At 62.8% G+C, this 17,555-nt stretch carries 21 protein-coding genes; 7 read left to right on the forward strand and 14 right to left on the reverse strand.

Annotated elements, in window-relative coordinates; translation table 11 throughout:
• Positions 1 to 11: 11 nt before the first annotated feature.
• On the reverse strand, positions 12 to 1,022 hold the full coding sequence (locus DRB19_RS14080) for a Bug family tripartite tricarboxylate transporter substrate binding protein (RefSeq protein ID WP_114186665.1): 1,011 nt from the start codon (positions 1,020 to 1,022) through the stop codon (positions 12 to 14).
• Between the two features lie 223 nt (positions 1,023 to 1,245).
• Between DRB19_RS14080 and DRB19_RS14085 the strand changes: the two genes are divergently transcribed.
• Positions 1,246 to 1,983 carry a GntR family transcriptional regulator gene (locus tag DRB19_RS14085; protein ID WP_162815690.1) on the forward strand — a complete coding sequence of 246 codons (738 nt, stop codon included), beginning with the start codon at positions 1,246 to 1,248 and terminating at the stop codon, positions 1,981 to 1,983.
• 10 nt (positions 1,984 to 1,993) lie between these two features.
• Here the strand turns inward: DRB19_RS14085 and DRB19_RS14090 are convergent, their stop codons facing one another.
• On the reverse strand, positions 1,994 to 2,215 hold the full coding sequence (locus tag DRB19_RS14090) for a hypothetical protein (RefSeq protein WP_114186667.1): 222 nt from the start codon (positions 2,213 to 2,215) through the stop codon (positions 1,994 to 1,996).
• Between the two features lie 248 nt (positions 2,216 to 2,463).
• Between DRB19_RS14090 and DRB19_RS14095 the strand changes: the two genes are divergently transcribed.
• Positions 2,464 to 3,159, forward strand: a complete 696-nt coding sequence (locus DRB19_RS14095) for a L,D-transpeptidase (protein ID WP_114186668.1) — start codon at positions 2,464 to 2,466, stop codon at positions 3,157 to 3,159.
• 255 nt (positions 3,160 to 3,414) lie between these two features.
• The gene (mepK, locus tag DRB19_RS14100) at positions 3,415 to 4,638 is read left to right on the forward strand and encodes a peptidoglycan L,D-endopeptidase MepK (protein WP_373867357.1); all 1,224 of its coding nucleotides are present in this window, start codon (positions 3,415 to 3,417) and stop codon (positions 4,636 to 4,638) included.
• On the opposite strand, the gene DRB19_RS14105 is transcribed toward mepK, so the two are convergent.
• Positions 4,610 to 5,143 (reverse strand): hypothetical protein, encoded by a 534-nt coding sequence (locus tag DRB19_RS14105; protein ID WP_114186670.1) that lies wholly within the window; start codon positions 5,141 to 5,143, stop codon positions 4,610 to 4,612. The two genes, mepK and DRB19_RS14105, sit on opposite strands and share 29 nt — an antisense overlap.
• A 161-nt stretch (positions 5,144 to 5,304) precedes the next feature.
• Between DRB19_RS14105 and DRB19_RS14110 the strand changes: the two genes are divergently transcribed.
• Positions 5,305 to 5,748 carry a c-type cytochrome gene (locus tag DRB19_RS14110; RefSeq protein WP_162815691.1) on the forward strand — a complete coding sequence of 148 codons (444 nt, stop codon included), beginning with the start codon at positions 5,305 to 5,307 and terminating at the stop codon, positions 5,746 to 5,748.
• 332 nt (positions 5,749 to 6,080) lie between these two features.
• On the opposite strand, the gene DRB19_RS31130 is transcribed toward DRB19_RS14110, so the two are convergent.
• The 5 genes from DRB19_RS31130 to DRB19_RS14140 form a co-directional block, all read right to left on the reverse strand.
• On the reverse strand, positions 6,081 to 6,689 hold the full coding sequence (locus tag DRB19_RS31130) for a hypothetical protein (RefSeq protein ID WP_245439503.1): 609 nt from the start codon (positions 6,687 to 6,689) through the stop codon (positions 6,081 to 6,083).
• 476 nt (positions 6,690 to 7,165) lie between these two features.
• Positions 7,166 to 7,390, reverse strand: a complete 225-nt coding sequence (locus tag DRB19_RS14125; RefSeq protein ID WP_114186673.1) for a hypothetical protein — start codon at positions 7,388 to 7,390, stop codon at positions 7,166 to 7,168.
• A 110-nt stretch (positions 7,391 to 7,500) separates the two neighbouring features.
• Positions 7,501 to 8,346 carry an aldo/keto reductase gene (locus DRB19_RS14130; RefSeq protein ID WP_174799937.1) on the reverse strand — a complete coding sequence of 282 codons (846 nt, stop codon included), beginning with the start codon at positions 8,344 to 8,346 and terminating at the stop codon, positions 7,501 to 7,503.
• 75 nt (positions 8,347 to 8,421) lie between these two features.
• On the reverse strand, positions 8,422 to 9,510 hold the full coding sequence (locus DRB19_RS14135) for a TRAP transporter substrate-binding protein (RefSeq protein WP_114186674.1): 1,089 nt from the start codon (positions 9,508 to 9,510) through the stop codon (positions 8,422 to 8,424).
• A 200-nt stretch (positions 9,511 to 9,710) separates the two neighbouring features.
• Entirely contained in the window at positions 9,711 to 9,905 is a 195-nt protein-coding gene (locus tag DRB19_RS14140) for a DUF1059 domain-containing protein (protein WP_114186675.1), read from the reverse strand.
• Positions 9,906 to 10,111: 206 nt separating this feature from the next.
• Here DRB19_RS14140 and DRB19_RS14145 point away from each other — a divergent pair, with 206 nt between their 5' ends.
• Positions 10,112 to 10,519, forward strand: coding sequence for a DUF1236 domain-containing protein (locus DRB19_RS14145; RefSeq protein WP_114186727.1), 408 nt, complete (start codon positions 10,112 to 10,114; stop codon positions 10,517 to 10,519).
• Between the two features lie 67 nt (positions 10,520 to 10,586).
• On the opposite strand, the gene DRB19_RS14150 is transcribed toward DRB19_RS14145, so the two are convergent.
• The 3 genes from DRB19_RS14150 to DRB19_RS14160 are packed head-to-tail and all read right to left on the reverse strand — an operon-like array spanning position 10,587 to position 13,065.
• The gene (locus DRB19_RS14150; RefSeq protein WP_210207478.1) at positions 10,587 to 11,102 is read right to left on the reverse strand and encodes an isoprenylcysteine carboxyl methyltransferase family protein; all 516 of its coding nucleotides are present in this window, start codon (positions 11,100 to 11,102) and stop codon (positions 10,587 to 10,589) included.
• On the reverse strand, positions 11,102 to 12,154 hold the full coding sequence (locus DRB19_RS14155) for a type III polyketide synthase (protein WP_114186677.1): 1,053 nt from the start codon (positions 12,152 to 12,154) through the stop codon (positions 11,102 to 11,104). Before DRB19_RS14155 ends, DRB19_RS14150 begins: the two co-directional genes overlap by 1 nt.
• Before the next feature lie 29 nt (positions 12,155 to 12,183).
• The gene (locus DRB19_RS14160) at positions 12,184 to 13,065 is read right to left on the reverse strand and encodes a YihY/virulence factor BrkB family protein (protein ID WP_114186678.1); all 882 of its coding nucleotides are present in this window, start codon (positions 13,063 to 13,065) and stop codon (positions 12,184 to 12,186) included.
• A 175-nt stretch (positions 13,066 to 13,240) separates the two neighbouring features.
• Between DRB19_RS14160 and DRB19_RS14165 the strand changes: the two genes are divergently transcribed.
• Positions 13,241 to 13,657, forward strand: a complete 417-nt coding sequence (locus DRB19_RS14165) for a hypothetical protein (protein ID WP_114186679.1) — start codon at positions 13,241 to 13,243, stop codon at positions 13,655 to 13,657.
• A gap of 10 nt (positions 13,658 to 13,667) precedes the next feature.
• Here DRB19_RS14165 and DRB19_RS14170 read toward each other — a convergent pair whose 3' ends face one another.
• Genes DRB19_RS14170 through denD form a run of 3 tightly spaced genes read right to left on the reverse strand, consistent with a single transcriptional unit; the run spans position 13,668 to position 16,215 of the window.
• Positions 13,668 to 14,426, reverse strand: a complete 759-nt coding sequence (locus DRB19_RS14170; RefSeq protein ID WP_114186728.1) for an SDR family oxidoreductase — start codon at positions 14,424 to 14,426, stop codon at positions 13,668 to 13,670.
• Between the two features lie 30 nt (positions 14,427 to 14,456).
• Entirely contained in the window at positions 14,457 to 15,203 is a 747-nt protein-coding gene (locus DRB19_RS14175) for an SDR family NAD(P)-dependent oxidoreductase (protein ID WP_114186680.1), read from the reverse strand.
• Positions 15,204 to 15,231: 28 nt separating this feature from the next.
• On the reverse strand, positions 15,232 to 16,215 hold the full coding sequence (gene denD / locus DRB19_RS14180; protein WP_114186681.1) for a D-erythronate dehydrogenase: 984 nt from the start codon (positions 16,213 to 16,215) through the stop codon (positions 15,232 to 15,234).
• A gap of 263 nt (positions 16,216 to 16,478) precedes the next feature.
• Here denD and DRB19_RS14185 point away from each other — a divergent pair, with 263 nt between their 5' ends.
• Positions 16,479 to 17,531 carry an ABC transporter ATP-binding protein gene (locus tag DRB19_RS14185; RefSeq protein WP_114186682.1) on the forward strand — a complete coding sequence of 351 codons (1,053 nt, stop codon included), beginning with the start codon at positions 16,479 to 16,481 and terminating at the stop codon, positions 17,529 to 17,531.
• The last annotated feature ends 24 nt before the right edge of the window (positions 17,532 to 17,555 follow it).

A 17,555-nucleotide genomic window follows, 5' to 3' on the forward strand; every position in this document is an offset into this window, starting at 1 on the left:
GTTCCAATGACCTACTTGGCAAGTCCGAGGTCTTTGAGAACGGCAAGGTGCTGGTTGTGCAGCTCGACGAAATGCGCCTTAGCCTGGCTGGCCGGCACCACCTCGCTGCGCAGGAACATCTCCTTGACCATCGCCTTCCAGGCATCGGTGGCGACGAGCTTCTGGATCGCATCGTCCCAGAACTTTACGAGCGCAGGATCCATGTCCGGCGGTCCGGCAAGGCCCCAGGACTGACCCCAGAGAATGTCGTAGCCCTGCTCTTTGGCGGTCGGGATGTCCTTGAACTCCGGCTCGGTGCGGCGCTTCTCGCTCAAGACAGCCAGAACCTTGGCCTTGTTGCTCTTGATGAGCGGAAGGGCTTCGCTCGGGGGCAGCACGATCATGTCGACGTTGCCGCCGAGGAACGCCGTCGCGGCTGCGCCGCCGCCGTCGAACGGCACGTAGTTGAGTTTTGCGCCGCTGGCCTTCTCGATCAGTCCCGTCACCATGTGATCGGTCGAGCCGGCCTGGGCGCCGGCCACCTTGATGCCGCGCTCGCGCTGCTTGGCCAAGTCGATGAAGCCCTTGAAGTCCTTCGCCGGAGAATTCGGCTGCACGGCGATCAGGAGATCGCCCTGGATGAACATGCTGATCGGCGTGAGCTTGTCGTAGAGCGTCGGCTGACCGGTGGTGATCGGCGTGGTAAGGATCGGCTGGGCGACCGTCAGGACGGTGTTTGCATCGCCCTTCTTGTTGAGAACCCAGTTGGCCGCCACCATCCATGAGCCGCCGGTGCGGTTCTGCACCACGAGCGGGTTCGTGATGATCTTCTCGTCGTTGAGGATCTTTGCGGCGCGGCGCATGAGAACGTCAGGAGTACCGCCAGGGCTGGTGCCGGAGGTGATCTCAATGGGGCCGGTCGGAGCCTTGCCCTGGGCAAAGCCAGGTTGGACGCCCAGCATCAATGCCGCCGTCGTCACGGCAGCTCCCATCATCATGAGACGGCGATTGCATCGGGACGAGATACTTCCAGTGGTATGCATGGTTGGCTTCCTCCGTATCCTGGCTTATTATGACGTCCTAAGACGTTTTGAGACTAGGTCTTGCTTTCCTTCCGTGTCAAGCTCGATAAAAAGACATCTCAAGATGAGTTGATGCCGGCCCCGGCCTGCAGAAAAGGCGCTTTTGATGACGAACCCAGGCCCGAGTCTTCATCCTCTACGGGGAACAGGCAGCACGCCGCTGTGGCTACAGTTGAAACATGCCTTGCGGGATTACGTGTCGTTCGATCTGCAGCCCGGCGACAAGATTCCCTCGGAGACCGAACTCTGCGATCATTATGATCTCTCGCGCATCACGGTCCGGCAAGCCATATCGGCTCTGGTCGATGAAGGCTTTCTTCAGAAGCAGCAGGGTCGTGGCACGTTCGTTCTGGCGCCCCGCCTGGCCGAGCCGCTCACCGATCCGGAGCACTTCCTCTTATCGGGTTTCGACGCGGCCGATCCCGATCATATCCGTGTCTACAGCGCCGAGACCGTTCCCGCGCCTGACTGGATTACGGCGAAGCTTGGATTGCGCTCGGCGGAGAACGTGCACAAGATCCGCAAGGTGCTGTCGGCCGATGGGGAGCCAGTGGCCTTCCGCACGACCTTCGTGCCCGTGCGCATCGCCCCGAGGTTACCCCAGGCCGAACTCTCGCAGCCTGTCTACGCGCTCATCGAAAAGCTCTACGACATCGAAGCGATCGAAGCGGACGAGGTTATCGAGTTCATCGTGGCTGACGAGTTTCGCGCCGATATGTTGAGCGTGCCTGTCGGACATCCGCTCATTCTTGTCGAACGCATCATCTATTCCGACAACGGCGATGCGCTTGAGTGCTCGCGGGCCTATTACCGCGCCGACCGCTTCCGCCTGCGGCATCGGCTGCGCCGCACGGGTGCGGAAGCCGGCGATCTGCATCGCCAAGTCGCGACCGAAATCGCGAGCGTGAACGCAGGCGTCTGACCCGCCACTGTCAGCGCTTCGTCTCGATCCTCTTGAGGGCCAGCAGCCGCCGCGCGGCCACTCCTCCCGGCTGCTGAGTATAAAGCCTGTCGGTGAGCGTCTCGATCTGCCATTGCTGGAGCTCCAGAAGCTTCTTCAGCCCCTTGATCTGGGCATGAAGCACACGAGCATTCTGCAAGGGATCGTCACGAGGATTCTCATCCTCGTCCTTGGCGCGGACGGAGTTTCTCATAGGGCAAAGCAGGATTTGGGATGCGTCTGGAATGGCCCCAGAGGTGTAACCGAAATACGGTAATTTGGCGGCCTCCCCTTATGGGTTAGCAACTATGTTCCGTCACGTTTTATTGACGGTTGGGAGGCGGACCATCGTCGCATCGCTTCGCTCGCACCGGCACGACTTAACTGAGCAGTCTGGTCGTTCGCTCTCTGCCGCCTAGATGTCCTCTCAGGTCTCCTTAGCGTATCTGGAGGAAAAGAATCATGGATCTCGACCGCCGCGCCTTCGTGTTTGGAGCCGCAGCCGCTTCCGGACTTCTCGGCACCCGGAGTTTCGCCCAACCGCTCAGGGCTCGATCGGGCTATGACGCGATCTACGGCCCGGTGACCAGCGACATCTATCCGATCCCGGGCGTCGACCTTTCTCGGATCAACCCCGCCTACCTGCGCAGGGAAGTTCCCTATGAGACGGCGGAGCCGCCGGGAACCATCGTGGTCGATCCGCGCGCCCGCTATCTCTACCATGTGCAGGATGGCGGAACGGCTATGCGCTATGGCGTCGGGGTCGGACGCCAGGGATTCAGCTGGTCCGGGTCCGCGACCATCGAGAACAAGCAGGAATGGCCGGACTGGTATCCGCCGAAGGAGATGTTCCAGAGGCAGCCGGAGCTCATGGAGCAGATGGCAGAACTGCCGGGAGGGACCGGCATGCCGGGCGGCCCCGGAAATCCCTTAGGGGCACGCGCGCTTTATCTCTGGCAGGGGAAGAAGGATACTTTGTACCGCATCCACGGCACCTTCGAACCTTGGACGATTGGCACGAGCGTGTCGTCAGGTTGCATCCGCATGATCAATCAGGACGCAATGGACCTCTATGAGCGGACACCGGTGGGAACGAGAGTCGTGGTGCTGTCGGGCCCATCCAACCGGTCACGGCGGACGACCACCAGCCGGCTCTGAGCCGTCAAGCAAAAAAGGTTTCGCGACGACCAAAAATTACGGTCGTCGCTAACGCTCGGTTAAAGCCTCGGCGGCAGACTGCTTGTCATGTCCGCTGCGATCAAGCCACTTTTTGGTTCTTCTCTCCGCCTGAGAATGCGGCTTGCTCCAATTTTGCCATGGTTTGTCCCCAGAAAACCCTCTGACAAAGGGAGCGGACGAAGGGATATCGTGACGACCTCGTTACGATACGTCCAAGCTCAAAGGGGACGCACTGTGGAATCTGCGTCGATCGACCGTCGCCGGAGTGCGGGGGAGCGACTCTTCCGTTTTGTTTCATGCTCGAGTGTGGCGGGCGCGGCTCTTCTGGCTGCGACAGCCGGAACTCAGGATGCCGCCGCCAACGGCGACCGCAGCCTGACCATCTTCCACACGCACACGCGAGAAAGCGCCACGATCACGTTCCGCCGGAATGGCCAGTATGACGAACGCGGCCTTGAACAGCTGAACTGGATCCTGCGCGACTGGCGGGTGGAAAAATCGACCAAGATGGATCCGCGTCTCTTCGACATCCTCTGGGAGGTCCAGCGCGAGGCCGGTTCCACGGGTCCGATCCACATCGTCTCCGCCTACCGCTCGCCGGAAACCAATGGCGCATTGCGACGCCGGTCCAGCGGCGTCTCCGAACACAGCCAGCACATGCTCGGCAAGGCCATGGACGTCCGTCTGCCCGATGTGGACACGGCGCGCCTGCGGGCGGTCGCCATGAAGATGCAGTATGGCGGCGTCGGCTACTACTCCTCCTCGCAATTCGTGCACATCGACACCGGCAGCGTTCGTGCCTGGCCGCGCATGTCGGAGGACCAACTCGTGCGCCTTTTCCCGGATGGGAAGACCCTTCACCTTCCCCCGAGCGGCAAGCCCCTGCCCGGCTATGAGGTGGCCAAGGCTGAAATCCTTTCGCGCAACGCAAACCTCGCCACATACGCCTCGGCCGGTGGTGGCTCTGTGGGGAACATCCTGACCGCCCTGTTCGGACGCAGGGATCCGACCCCACCCGCACAGGCGGAGCGTCCGGCGGAGGCCGCACCAATCCAGGTTGCCTCAGCATCGCCTGACGCCATGGAGGCGGCCATCGCATCCGCGCCTCTTCCTCCGCGACGCCCAAGGGATGCGGCGGCCCCGGAAGCACCGGCCATGGCGGTCGTAGCGTCCCTGCCTACCACCACCGCCCCGGTCGTCTCCACTCCTGCGCCGGAGCCTGTTCTGGGGCATGACGTGAAAGGGGCCGTGCGGGCCCTGTTCGATCCCCGGATCGTTGTCGCCGATATTGGCTTCTCGTCCCAATTCAAGCAGGAACTGAGCGTCGCCCATTTCAGCGGACCGGCCGTGAAGCCGCTTCCCATCCCGCAGCTTCCTCCCGTGCAGGAAGCCAAGATCGATCCTCTGCAAAAGGCTCGAGACCCAGCCGTCAGGACTTCGGTTTCGGCCGCATGGTGATCACGAGCAGCGCCGTGGACTTTTGCTCCAGGGCGATGACGTAGTCCGCGGCGACTCCGCTGCCTGCTCCCTGCCCTATGCTATGCACCGACTCCGCCAGGGTCGCCACTAGTCCGTCACGCCGGTCGTCCGGAAGGTCCGGATCGAAAACGACCATTGTGGCCGTCAACGTGATGAGCGCATCGATGACCGGAATGTGGGGCAAGGTCGCCGGATGGTCCCGAAGCAGGTCGGCTGCGATGACGATCCTGCCGATGCCGGACCTGTCCTCGGTTGCCTCCACGATGACTGCGAGGCGCTGACTCGAAAACCGGCATGTCGCCTGTTGCGCGGTGCTGCACAAGTCGAGCTCCAGCCGAAGATCGGATCCCGTCCGCCGGAAAACCTCGTTGAGCGCCGCGGCATAGGTGTCGGGAGTCCTGTCGAAGGGGCTCGCGAAGGCAGCACCGGCAATGCCGAGCATCATTGCCGAGACGACCAGAAGGCCTTTGATCCGCTTCTGCATCGCGCGGACCTCCACCTTATTCCAGTATCGGCGAAAATGGCCTAGCTGGATAGAATATTCGCTGGAATTACCAGGACATACCCCCTCTGAGCACAGCTCCTGACTATGGTCCTAGCACGGCAATGGGAGCATGCTGGTCCTCTCGAGGAGGAACGAGCCCCATGCGAAAGACAATAGTTGCTCTCGTAGGCGTCGCACTCATGGCTGGTACTGCGGTCGTGGCTCAGCAAACTGATCCGATCCGGCAGCGCCAGGCCTTGATGAAGAACAATCAGGAACAGCTGCGCACATTGACCGGCATCGCCAGAGGGCAGGCAGCCTTCGACGCCGCCGTCGTTCGAACGGCCTTGCAGCGGCTCGAGCAGAACGGCGCCCAGACCCCACCCCTGTTTCCGCCAAACTCGCAGACCGGCGAAACCAACGCCCTGCCGGTGATCTGGCAACAGAAAACGGATTTCGACGCACGGGCCATGAAGCTCTCGCAGGACGCCAGAGCGGCGCAGTCGCGGGTCACGAACCCGGCAACGCTACAGGCCGAACTTCAGGTGATCGGCCAGAACTGCGGCGGCTGCCATCAGGTCTATCGTAAACCGCAGCCCCAATAGGACGACCAGCCTGGAGCATGAAGAAGAGCCCAACCAGGCGGTTGGGCTCTTCCTCGTTTGGCGGTGTAAACCCGCCTATTTCTTTGCGCAGATCGCCCTGGCCATCATGACCTTGGGGGTTTCGTTGGTGGAGAAGCAGTACACGCCGACTTCATCCATATCGAGGCGATCGCCGCGATTGCAGGTGCCGTTGACTGGATATTCGTCTGCGTCACACCGGGCCATGCACCGACCTTGAGAGGTGCATTCCTGAACAAAGACTCGAAGAAGCGTTCCGGCAATTCCGGGCTTTCCTTCAGGACCCATCGGGCCGGGCGGGCCGACAGGACCGGTCAATCCGGCAGGCCCGATCTGTCCTGTAAGACCTGGAGGCCCAATCGGTCCGATCTCTCCGGCGGGTCCGGCGATGCCCTGCGGTCCGGGAGGGCCCGGAGGTCCTGCCGGCCCAGTCGGCCCTTCGGCTCCCACTGGTCCGGCTGGGCCGGCAGGGCCAGACGGGCCGACGGCGCCGGGCTCGCCCCGCGGACCGGGCGTCCCTTGTGGGCCTTGGGGACCCTGATGACCGGCGAGCCCCTGCGGACCTTGCGGACCGGGCGGCCCTGCGGGACCTTCAGGACCTGTCGGGCCAGGCGGACCGGGCAGACCAGGTTGGCTCTCAGCGGATTGAGTCGCTGCGCCGGGAGGTCCAGGCGGCCCTGGAGGCCCGGGTGGTCCAGATGGCCCCTCCGGTCCGGCGAGCCCCTGAGCGCCATCCCGACCCGGCTCACCCGGGGGTCCGGCAGGCCCCACGAGACCCTGCGGGCCTTGGGGGCCTTGAGGGCCGGGAACGCCCTGGGGACCTTGAGGGCCCGCAGGCCCTTCCGGGCCGGCGGCACCTTGTGGTCCGGGCGCGCCATCGCGTCCCGGCTCGCCCTGAGGCCCTGGAGGTCCTGGCGGACCAACGGGTCCGGGCTCTCCGGGCGGCGGGTTCGCGACCGCGACTGCCGGTTCGGCTGGTGCCCCCGGACCTCGCTGGCCGCAGAAGCCCACGACCGCCTGCCGCTGTTCGTCCTCGGCCTGAAGATTTACCACGCAGGTGGCCGGATGGTAGGCCAGCCGGAAGGTGAAGCGGCCACTGGAGTCTGTTCTTGTCTGGTGCCGTTCGTCGAGAGTCACGGGCACTTGGCGCGGCCTGCTCAAGCGGCCTACGACCCGCAGTTCGCCTCCGGTGATCATGGCCTGATCGACGATGATATCCGCCATGGCGGGCGCGCTGCTGTAGATGAATAGGAATCCAGCCAACAGCCGCTTGATCATCATGCCCACCCTGCGAATGATGGAGCGAGCGTCGCCTAGCCCTGGCGATGACGTCAATTAATCCGAAAGGATATTGCGAGCTTCGACGCCTTCTGCATCGACGGAATTGCCATTTTAGCCCTTAATCCCTGGCGTGTACGAAAAACACCTCGTAGCCCGCGCCGTTTAGAACGCGCACGGCCTCCACCTCGGGCCCCTTCGCCTGCGGAACCCGGGCGCGGGAAAGCACCCTCAAGGCGCGCTCCTTGACCACTTCGAGCGAGTCGGCTCGGACGAATGTTCGGCGAACGACGCCGCCGCCCTCATCCTCGGGTGCGATCGTCTCGATGCGATAGGTTTCAAACACTCGTCCGTCACTCCAAGCTCAAACTTCCGGCGATCCGTATCGCGGCGGAACCGCGGCCAATACATAACGAAGTGGAAAAGCACAACGCCGGAAGGCACGACAACGCGCCATTACAGCATTTCGAGCGCCCGCTTGCGGCGAGGCGGCGGAAAGGCGGCGTCCAGAGCCGCAAAATCCTCGGCCGAGAGCACGATGTCTAGCGCGGCGCGGTTCTCATCGACATGGACGAGGCGGCCGGCTTTCGGAATCGCGATCACATCCGGATGCCTCATGACCCACGCAAGAGCGATCTGAGCCTCCGTTGCGCCATGCCGGTCCGCGACCGCCGTCAGGGTCGGATGCCCAAGCAAGCGGCCCTGTTCGATCGGCGAATAGGCCATGGTCGCCATACCATGGCGGCGGCACCAGGGCAGAAGATCGAACTCGATTCCGCGACGGGTCAGATTGTAGAGCACTTGGTTGGCCGCGATCCCGTTGCCATCGGCCAGGGCCACCCACTCCTCCAGGTCGTCCACATCCAAGTTGCTGACGCCCCAGGCGCGGATCTTCCCGTCTCGCACGAGGGCATGGAATGCCTCCAGCGTCTCCGAGAACGGAACCCCGCCACGCCAGTGCAGAAGATAGAGGTCGATCCGGTCGGTGCCGAGACGCCGAAGGCTGTCCTCGCAGGCCTTGATCGCACGCTTGCGCGAGGCATTGCCGGGAAGGACCTTGCTGACGAGGAAGACCTCCTCCCGCCGCCCGCTCATGGCCTCGCCAACCACCTCTTCGGCGCCGCCATCCGCGTACATCTCGGCGGTGTCGATCAACGTCATGCCGAGATCCAGGCCACGTCGCAGGGCCGCCACCTCCGCCGCCCGGGCGCTGCGCTTCTCCCCCATGAACCACGTCCCCTGCCCGAGGGCCGGGACCATCGTTCCGTCAGGAAGGCGGATCTGTCGAATATCGCGAGCCATGGAATTGTGCTTCCTTAGACAAAAATGGGGAGCAGACCCCAGGCCTGCTCCCCGCATCGGTTCATTCTGGGAGACTTATCCGCGCGACCGGGCGCGGATCATGAAGGTGTCGAAGGAATACTCGCCCACTTGGAACCACAGGTACTCTTCGTTCCGGAAAGCCCGGATGGAATCGAGGGCCTTCTTGAAGTCGGCGTTCTTGGACGAGATCTCGTCATAGACCTCGTTCGTCGCCTTGTAGGAGGCTTCCATCACATCCTGTGGGAAGGGCCGCAGCTGAGCGCCTGCGCCGACGAGGCGACGAAGCGCGCTCGGGTTGCGGGCATCGTATTTGGCCAGCATGTCCAGGTTGGCGGCCATGCATGCCGCCTCGGCGATTGCCTTGTAGTTCTTCGGCAGTTCTTCCCACTTGGCCTTGTTGAAATAGAAGTGCAGCGTCAGGCCGCCTTCCCACCAACCAGGATAATAGTAGTACGGGGCGACCTTCTGGAAGCCGAGCTTCTCATCGTCGTAGGGACCGATCCACTCGGCAGCGTCGATCGTTCCGCGCTCCAGCGAGGGATAGATATCGCCGCCCGCCACCTGCTGCGGGATGACGCCCATCTTCGCCATGACCTGGCCCGCCACGCCGGCGATGCGCATCTTGAGGCCTTGCAGGTCTTGAACGCTCTTGATCTCCTTGCGGAACCAACCACCCATCTGGGTGCCGGTGTTTCCGCCCGGAAGCGCATGGATGCCATGCTTGGCCATGAACTCGTTCACGAGATCCACGCCGCCGCCGTGATACATCCACGCATTCTGCTGGCGCGCGTTCAGCGTGAACGGAAGCGCCGCTCCTGCCGCGAAGGTTGGGTCTTTGCCAACGTAGTAGTACGACGCCGTATGCGCCATCTCGACCGTGCCGCTTTGCACCGCATCGGCCGCCTGGAACGTCCCGACGATTTCACCCGCCGCGAATGGCTGAACGACGAACTTGCCGTCGGTTGCCTCGGAGACGTATTTCGCGAAGAAGTCTGCGGCTCCGTAAATGGTGTCCAGAGACTTCGGGAAGCCGGAGGTGAGCCGCCAGCGGATCTCGGGATTCGACTGGGCGATGGCGGGCTTGGCGACGGCGCCCGCGGCCAAACCGGCGCCGGCGGCAGCGAGGAAATTGCGACGTTTCATTGAACTATCTTCTCCTGAGATAGAGCGTTGAACTAGGGCGGGTGTCCGAGGACGGAACACCTCGCTCGGCAAGCCGAGAAAGGATATTCCCGCTTAGTCGGCCGTTACACCATTTTCGCCAGACGCGCGAGGGCGAGTTCCGCCACCTTGTTGCAGATGCTCGCGGAAAGTCGGCGCAGGGTTAGGCTGCCTCGGCGTGCCTACACGGATGGCGAGCCGTCCTTGATCACACCTCTCAGCTGCTCCCGCAGTTCGGGCGTATCCTGATGATGATGCACGGTAACGGCATGCAGGACAGCTGCTTCGAGGACCTCGTCTTCCGTATCGGCCACGAGGGCTAGCGTGCATTTGACATCGCTGGGGATCTGGCGGCAATCGACAAACTTTCGTCCCATGGTTTCCTCCGCATGCGGATGTTTCGACCAGACGACAGTGCCAAGACCCCCGCATAGTAAAATCGAAGTGAACCTGTTGCAATCGAAGCCACGTCCGGGCCCTGCCCGCACCATCGGCGCAAAAGAAGCATGCTTCCTGCAAAGCTTGATTGGAACCGCTCAAGCTTTACCGCGTTCGCCCCGAGCAACTTGGAAAGGAAGCCGCCATGCGCAGCCATGTCCTCAGCTCTGCCCTTCTCCTGACCCTCGCCGCAATTCCTCTAGCCGGCTGCCAAACGGGAGCCGCGACAGGCGCGGCCGGCGGCGCGGTCGCAGGCGCCGTCGTGGGTGGTCCGATCGGCGCCGCGGTGGGCGGCGTTGCGGGCGCGGCCGCCGGGGGAATTCTTACCGCCGAAGAATCGACGCGCGTTCGCACCTATGTGGTGTCACAGCGCCGTCCTTCCATGCAGGTTACGGAAGAGGTCGTCGTCGGACGTCCCCTCCCGGGCCGCGTGAGGGCGTACCCGATCCCGTCCAATGTCGGCCTGCAGAATTCCTATCATTACACGGTCGTGAACGACCAGACGGTCCTGGTCGATCCTCAGACACGGCAAGTCGTCGAGATCATCGACTAATCGACGCTGAGGTGTTGAACCAAAGGCGGTCCGTGCGGACCGCCTTTTCTTTGGCCGGTTGAGTTTGTCATGAGTCTCCCGGCGATCGAGCCATACGCGCCACTTCCGCCAAGGCGGCGTTTTCCGCTCGGATGCGCACCGCAAGCACGGCGCCATTCATAATAGTGAAGACGAGCGCATACCAAGGGAGGCCAAGCGCGAGAGGAAGCACCGCGATTTCGCCAACCACAACCGCATAGTTCGGGTGAGACATCAGCCGATACGGCCCCCTGCGCACAAGCGCCTTGCCGGGAACGACGATGATGCGCGTTGTCCAACGGCTTCCCAAGGTCAGAAGAACCCAAATGCGCAGGATCTGAAGGAGTGCAAAGATCGCAAGCCAGCCAGGATTGACCGGGCAGTCCCAGGCGATGAACCAGAGGCCTCCAAGCCATGCGGCGTGAAGGGCGACGATCAACGGATAATGGTGTGGGGCCGCCTCGAAAGCTCCGCCCTCCAGCAACCTCCGGGTATTGCGCTTGGCGATCAACAGCTCCGCCAAGCGCTCGACCGTCACAATGGCGAGAACGAGGATCGCCGCCATCACGTCACCCGTCTGAGAGCCACGCAGCTTGCGGTAAATCCCGGCCCCAGAGCCGCAAGGACGGAGCGGTTGGGGAGGCCCGCGCCAATCACTTGCTCGAGGACGAACAGCGCCGTGGGGGCGGACATGTTCCCGTACTCGGACAGGACCGACCTTTCGTGATCAAGGGAGCCCTGATCCAGCGCGAGCGCCCGCTCAAGCGCCGTCACGACCTTCTTGCCGCCCGGGTGACAGATAAATCGGTCGATATCCTGCCGATGCAACCCGGCCCGGTCGAGAATTCCCATGACGGCCGAACCCATATGGGCTTCGGCGAAGGGCGGGATGGAACGGGCGAAGATCACGCCGAATCCTTCGGGATCGACATTCCAGCCCATGATATCGAGTGTATCGGGCCAGATATGCTCGCCGGACGCATCGATTTCAGCAATCCCGCCTTCCCCTGCCCTCAGGATGCAGGCGCCCGCCCCATCCCCGAACAACGCCGTCGCAACGATGTTGGCCTTGGTAAGCTCGTCCAACCGGAACGCCAACGTGCAGAGTTCCACGGCCACGAAGAGTACCACCGACCCAGGTTGCGCCTTCGCCAGCTTCGCGGCGATCGACAAGCCGGTGACGCCGCCTGCGCATCCAAGGCCGAAAACGGGCACCCGGTGCACGTCGCCGCGAAAGCCCATGATGCCACATGCGCGCGCCTCGAGGCTCGGCGTCGCTATCCCGGTGGATGAAACCGTCACGATGGTGTCCACATCGCGGGCCTGTAGCCCTGCACCGTCCAGGGCCTTTGTTGCAGCCTGCACGAAAAGCTTCAGAGCGCCTTCCAGATAGGCCGCCGTCCGCTCCGGCCACCCATGCGACTCGAAAAACCACTCCAGAGGGCGAACGGCGTGACGCTTATGAATGCCCGCAGTGGTGAAGACAGGGGAAACGCGATCGAAAGCGCTGTAGCGTTTGGAGAAGATCGTGGAAGCGGCTTTTGCAACGTCGCTTTGAAGGAGCACGTGCTCGGGAACAGCCGTGGCAACGGACACAAGCCTGGGGGTGTAACGCAAAGGCTGACCTCCTCGAAGCTGGCGCTTCGTCAGGTTTTCGTTTCGGCCATGGCGACCTGACGTACCCTGCCCCTCCGGCTTCCGCGGCTTTCCGCGTAGGCCTTGGTGAATTCCGCACCGAACAGAAGGATCAGCGAGGAATAATAGATCCAGAGCAGGATCGTGATGATGGACCCGGCCGCTCCATAGCTCGACGTGATGCCGCTACTGCCGAGGTAGAGTCCAATCAGAATTTTGCCGAACGTGAACAACAGGCTCGTCACCAAAGCGCCGGCCCAGACATCGTGCCAATCGAGATTTACAGTCGGCAAAATCTTGAAGATCATGGCGAACAGGAGGAACGCTATGGTGAAGGCGACCGCGCTGTTCAGGAGCGTCAGAAGGACGGTCGCCCCGGAGAAACTAGCCTCAAGGTACGATCCGAGCGCTGTCAGGCCCGCATCGATGATGAGCGAGACGAGAAGCAGGAATCCGATGCCGATCACCAGCGCCATGCTCAAAAGGCGCGTCTTGATGAAAGACCACACGCCGAAGCTCTGGGACGGAGTCGCCTTCCAGATAATGTTAAGATCGTCCTGCAGCTCGACGATGGCGCCCGTCACGAGCAGCAGAAACGTCACGAGCCCAATCGTCATGCCCACGATGCCGGAGCCCACATTGCTCGCGCTCAGGATCATGGCCTCCAGGGCAGCCGACGCTTCCTTGCCGAGCAGACCTCCGAGTTCACCCACGATGGCGCCTTGAGCGGCCTCCCGGCTGAATGCGAGACCCGCGACCGCGATGGCGGCAAGCAGCATCGGTGCAAGGGAGAAGACAGTGAAGAACGCAATGGACGCGCCCAGGCTCATGGCGCGATCGTTCCACCAGCCATTGAACGCGACCTTGAGCAATCGCCAAGTCTCTGAAAGCATGCGTGGACCGGTCCTCGCCTGGCGAGTGCAACTGTGTTTTCCCGTGGGATCAACCGGATGGTGCTCTGTCGGTTCCTCCCCTATGCGCCTGCTTGCCTCATCCCGATGAACTTAAAGCAGTCACACTCGTCGCCCTAGATACGTTCTCAATGAAACGAAGGACGGAGTTTCGCGAATGTCGGATTCGAGCACGTTGATTTCCCTGGCACTTGAATGGGGCCCGGCGATTCTCATCGTCCTGCTGGCCGCCTGGGTGATCATGGCTGTCTCGCGCTTTTTCAAGCGCCTGTTCGCCGGTGGGCGATCCGAGAGCGCTCCCGTTACGCCGCAGCCTTATCCCGCTCAGGAAAGGCGGGAACCGATGCTTGGGACGGTCGCGCCCAAAGTCTCCACCATCCCGGACGCGGCCGATGTGCTCGCCCTCAAGGCCAGCATCGACGCCCTCACGCGCCAGATCGCAGCGCTTGAGCGACGTCTCGCTCCGGCAAGCTCGGCACAGACCGATGCTGGGGAGCCGCCCGCCGTGAAAGGCGCAGAGGTCATTCCCATGGCCATAGACCCGGCATCGCCTTCGGGACGCCGGAAGGGCTGACGCGAGAGCCTCAGCCTCGCCCGACGAAGGGCATCTTGGTCGCCATGACGGTCATGTTGAGCACGTTGGCCGTCAGAGGCAGGCTCGCCATATAGACGACGGCGTCGGCTACGTTCTTCGGGTCGATCGTCGGCTCAGCCTCCACCGATCCGTTGGCCTGGAGCGCCCCTGTGGAGATCCTGGCGGTCATTTCCGTCGCAGCGTTGCCGATATCGATCTGGCCGCACGCAATGTCGTATGGTCGCCCGTCGAGGGACGTGGACTTGGTCAGGCCCAGAATCGCATGCTTGGTGGCGGTGTACGGTGCCGACAAGGGACGCGGCGCATAGGCTGAGACAGACCCGTTGTTGATGATGCGACCGCCGCGGGGATCCTGCGCCTTCATGATCCGGAACGCTTCCTGCGTACACAGGAACGCGCCCGTCAGATTGGTGTCCACCACATTCTTCCACTGGTCGAATGAAAGATCCTCGAGGGGAATCGCCGGTGCGCCGATGCCCGCATTGTTGACCAGGAGGTCAAGCCTTCCGAATTCAGCCTTTGTTCTGGCAAAAAGGGCCGCCACCGAAGCGGCGTCGGTGATGTCCGTCGGAACCGCCAGGGCGGTGACGCCCGGCGTCACGATATCCAGCAGGGCCGATTCCAGGGCCTCCTGCCGCCGGCCCGCCATGACCACCGTGAACCCGGCATGCAGGAGGGCTTTGGCGATTGCCTTTCCCACCCCGCTTCCCGCACCCGTAACGATGGCGATCTTGGACGTCTGCGGCATTTCCATTCCCTTTTTGAACTGGCAGGTGAATCAGTAAGTGGCCCGTCCGCCGGAGATGTCGAAGACCCCTCCGGTGGTGAAGGAGCATTCGTCGCTTGCGAGCCAGCAGATCAGCGACGTCACCTCGTCGACGGTTCCGAATCGTCCGATGGGGATCTTCGAGAGCATGAAGTCGATATGGGTCTGGCTCATCTGGTCGAAGATCGGCGTGCGCACCGCGGCCGGCGTCACGCAGTTGACCGTGATGTTGTTCTTGGCCAGTTCCTTCCCCAGGGACTTGGTGAGGCCGATCACGGCCGCTTTCGATGCGCTGTAGGCGGACGCGTTCGGATTCCCCTCCTTGCCCGCGATGGATGCCACGTTGACGATGCGCCCGTAGCCGCCCTCCAGCATCGCCGGAACAACCTCCCGGTTGCAGTAGAAGACCCCGTTGAGGTTGACGTCGATGACCTGACGCCAGGCATCGACGGGATAGTCCCAGAGGGTCGTGTTCGGCCCCGTAATCCCGGCGCTCGCGACGAGAATGTCGATTCCGCCGACGAGTGAGAGCGTTTCCTTGCAGGCTTGGCTCACGATGTTGGGGTCGGCGACATTCACCTGTACGCCCATCACGTTCGCGCCGATTTCCTTCTTGGCTGCCGCAATGGTGTCCTGGTTCACGTCCCAGACCACCACCTGAGCCCCCTCGGACGCGAGCCGTTTGCTGACCGCCAGGCCAATGCCGGACGCGCCGCCGGTAACGATGGCCCGCCGGCCCTCAAACCGTTTGGCATTCATGGTTTTGATCCCTTCCTGACAGCCGCCGCTACTCCACGAACTTGCCGCCGAGCTCTTCGTCGATATGGATGCGGATGATCTCGTCGAAGCTGTTCTCGGCCTGGAAGCCCAGGCTCCTGGCGCGCTGCGCATCGAAGCGGCGCGGCCACCCCTCGACGATGCTCATGATGGTCGGGTCCGGCTCAAGGCGGATCCGCGCGGCCACGCCCTCACCTGCAATCCGGCGCAGGGAATCGATCTGCTCGGCAACGGTGACCGACACTCCGGGCATCGTGAGATTGCGCCGGGCGCCGAGTTTTCCACCGTCCAGCGTCGCCGCATGCATGAGGAAATTGACGGCCGAGCGGGGAGACGCATGGGTGTGGCGTACGTCCTCGGGCACAGGCAGCACTGCCTCCTGACCGTTCAACGGCTCGCGGATGATGCCGGAGAAGAACCCGGATGCGGCCTTGTTCGGCTTGCCCGGCCGCACGCAGATCGTCGGGAGCCGGATGCCGATTCCGTCAAAGAATCCGCGCCGGGTATAATCGGCCAGCAGCAGCTCGCCGATCGCCTTCTGGGTTCCGTAGCTAGTCAGGGGCGTGAGGAAGAACTCGTCGCCGATCGCCTCCGGGAATGGCGCGCCGAAGACGGCTATGGAGGATGTGAAGACGACCCGGGGCTGGTAGCCGTCGCCGATGAGGCGAATCGCGTCGAACAGGCGGCGCGTGCCGTCGAGATTGATCCGGTCGCCCTTATCGAAATCCGCCTCGGCCTCTCCGGACACGATGGCGGCCAGATGAAATATGACGTCTGGCCGGCTCGCCACCAGCTTTTCCGCGTCGCCCGGGGCGGAAAAGTCGGATGCATGTGTCGTAATGGTGAAGGGAGCACCTTGGGGAGCCTGAGGCTCGACCACGTCGTGTAGAATCGCCTTGGTGATCTCGCGTCCGCCGAGATGCCCTTCCTGGACAAGGCGCTCGACGAGTTTTCGCCCGACCATGCCGGCCGCGCCGAATATCAGAACTTCCATCCCAAAACTTCCTTTTTGTTTCATCTTAATGTGACTGGCAGTCCCCTCCTTGGCAACAACGCTTGATCTTCTGTCGATCCTGCTGAACTATTGTCCCCAGCCATCGCTATAAGCTCGCACAGACGGGCGATGACAAAGCGGGGGGCTTGGGAGGAAGAGCATGCTTCAACGCCGTCCAGCGGCTTTGACGCGCCGGGCATCGGCTCGTCTGCCGTCTCACATACAATCTTCCTCTCAGGTCCATCGGACGGATCGGGCGCCCCATGGCCTCCGTTGATATCCGGGATGTGAGAAAGGCCTATGGGGCCACGCGGGTGATCCACGGCGTGTCGGTGGACATTCAGGACGGTGAGTTCGTCATCCTGGTGGGGCCATCCGGCTGCGGGAAGTCGACGCTCCTGCGCATGATCGCCGGACTGGAGAACATCACCGGGGGCGAGATCCGTATCGGCTCCCGGGTTGTCAACAACGTTCCGCCGAAAGAGCGGGACATTGCGATGGTGTTCCAGAATTACGCGCTCTACCCCCATATGACGGTGGCGGACAACATGGCGTTTTCGCTCAAGCTGAAGAGCGCGCCGAAGTCCGAGATCGCCGCCAAGGTCAACCGGGCAGCGGAAATCCTGGGTCTTACGCCCCTTCTCGACCGCTATCCGCGCCAGCTCTCGGGCGGACAGCGCCAGCGCGTGGCCATGGGCCGTGCCATCGTGCGCGATCCTCAGGTGTTCCTGTTCGACGAACCGCTCTCCAACCTCGACGCCAAGCTACGCGTGTCCATGCGGGGCGAGATCAAGGCCCTGCACCAGCGGCTGAAGACCACCACGGTCTATGTCACTCACGACCAGATCGAGGCCATGACCATGGCGGATAAGATCGTGGTCATGCACGACGGGGTCGTGGAGCAGATCGGTGCGCCGCTCGACCTCTACGACCGCCCGGTCAACCTCTTCGTGGCGGGCTTCATCGGCTCGCCGGCCATGAACGTGCTTGAAGGACGCCTGGGATCCTCCGGTGTCACCGTCGGCGGCCTGACCCTGCCGGTCCAGAACGCGCCGGCGGCCTCCGATGGGCGTCCTGTCCATTATGGCATCCGCCCCGAGCATTTCAGGCTCACCGGAGACGGAATGCCCGCCGAAGTGATCGTGGTCGAGCCTACGGGGTCCGAAACCCAGGTTGTCGCGAAGGCGGGCGGACAGGAAATCACCTGCGTATTCCGCGAGCGCGTCAGCGCGAGGCCCGGCGAGCTCATTCACATTCTGCCCGATCCCGCCCTCGTGCATCTCTTCGACAAGGAAACGGGACGGCGCATGAACTGAGTTGAAGCGGGCGGTCCCACCGGG

The sequence above is a fragment of the Microvirga aerophila genome (assembly GCF_003332305.1).
GTDB lineage: Bacteria > Pseudomonadota > Alphaproteobacteria > Rhizobiales > Beijerinckiaceae > Microvirga > Microvirga aerophila.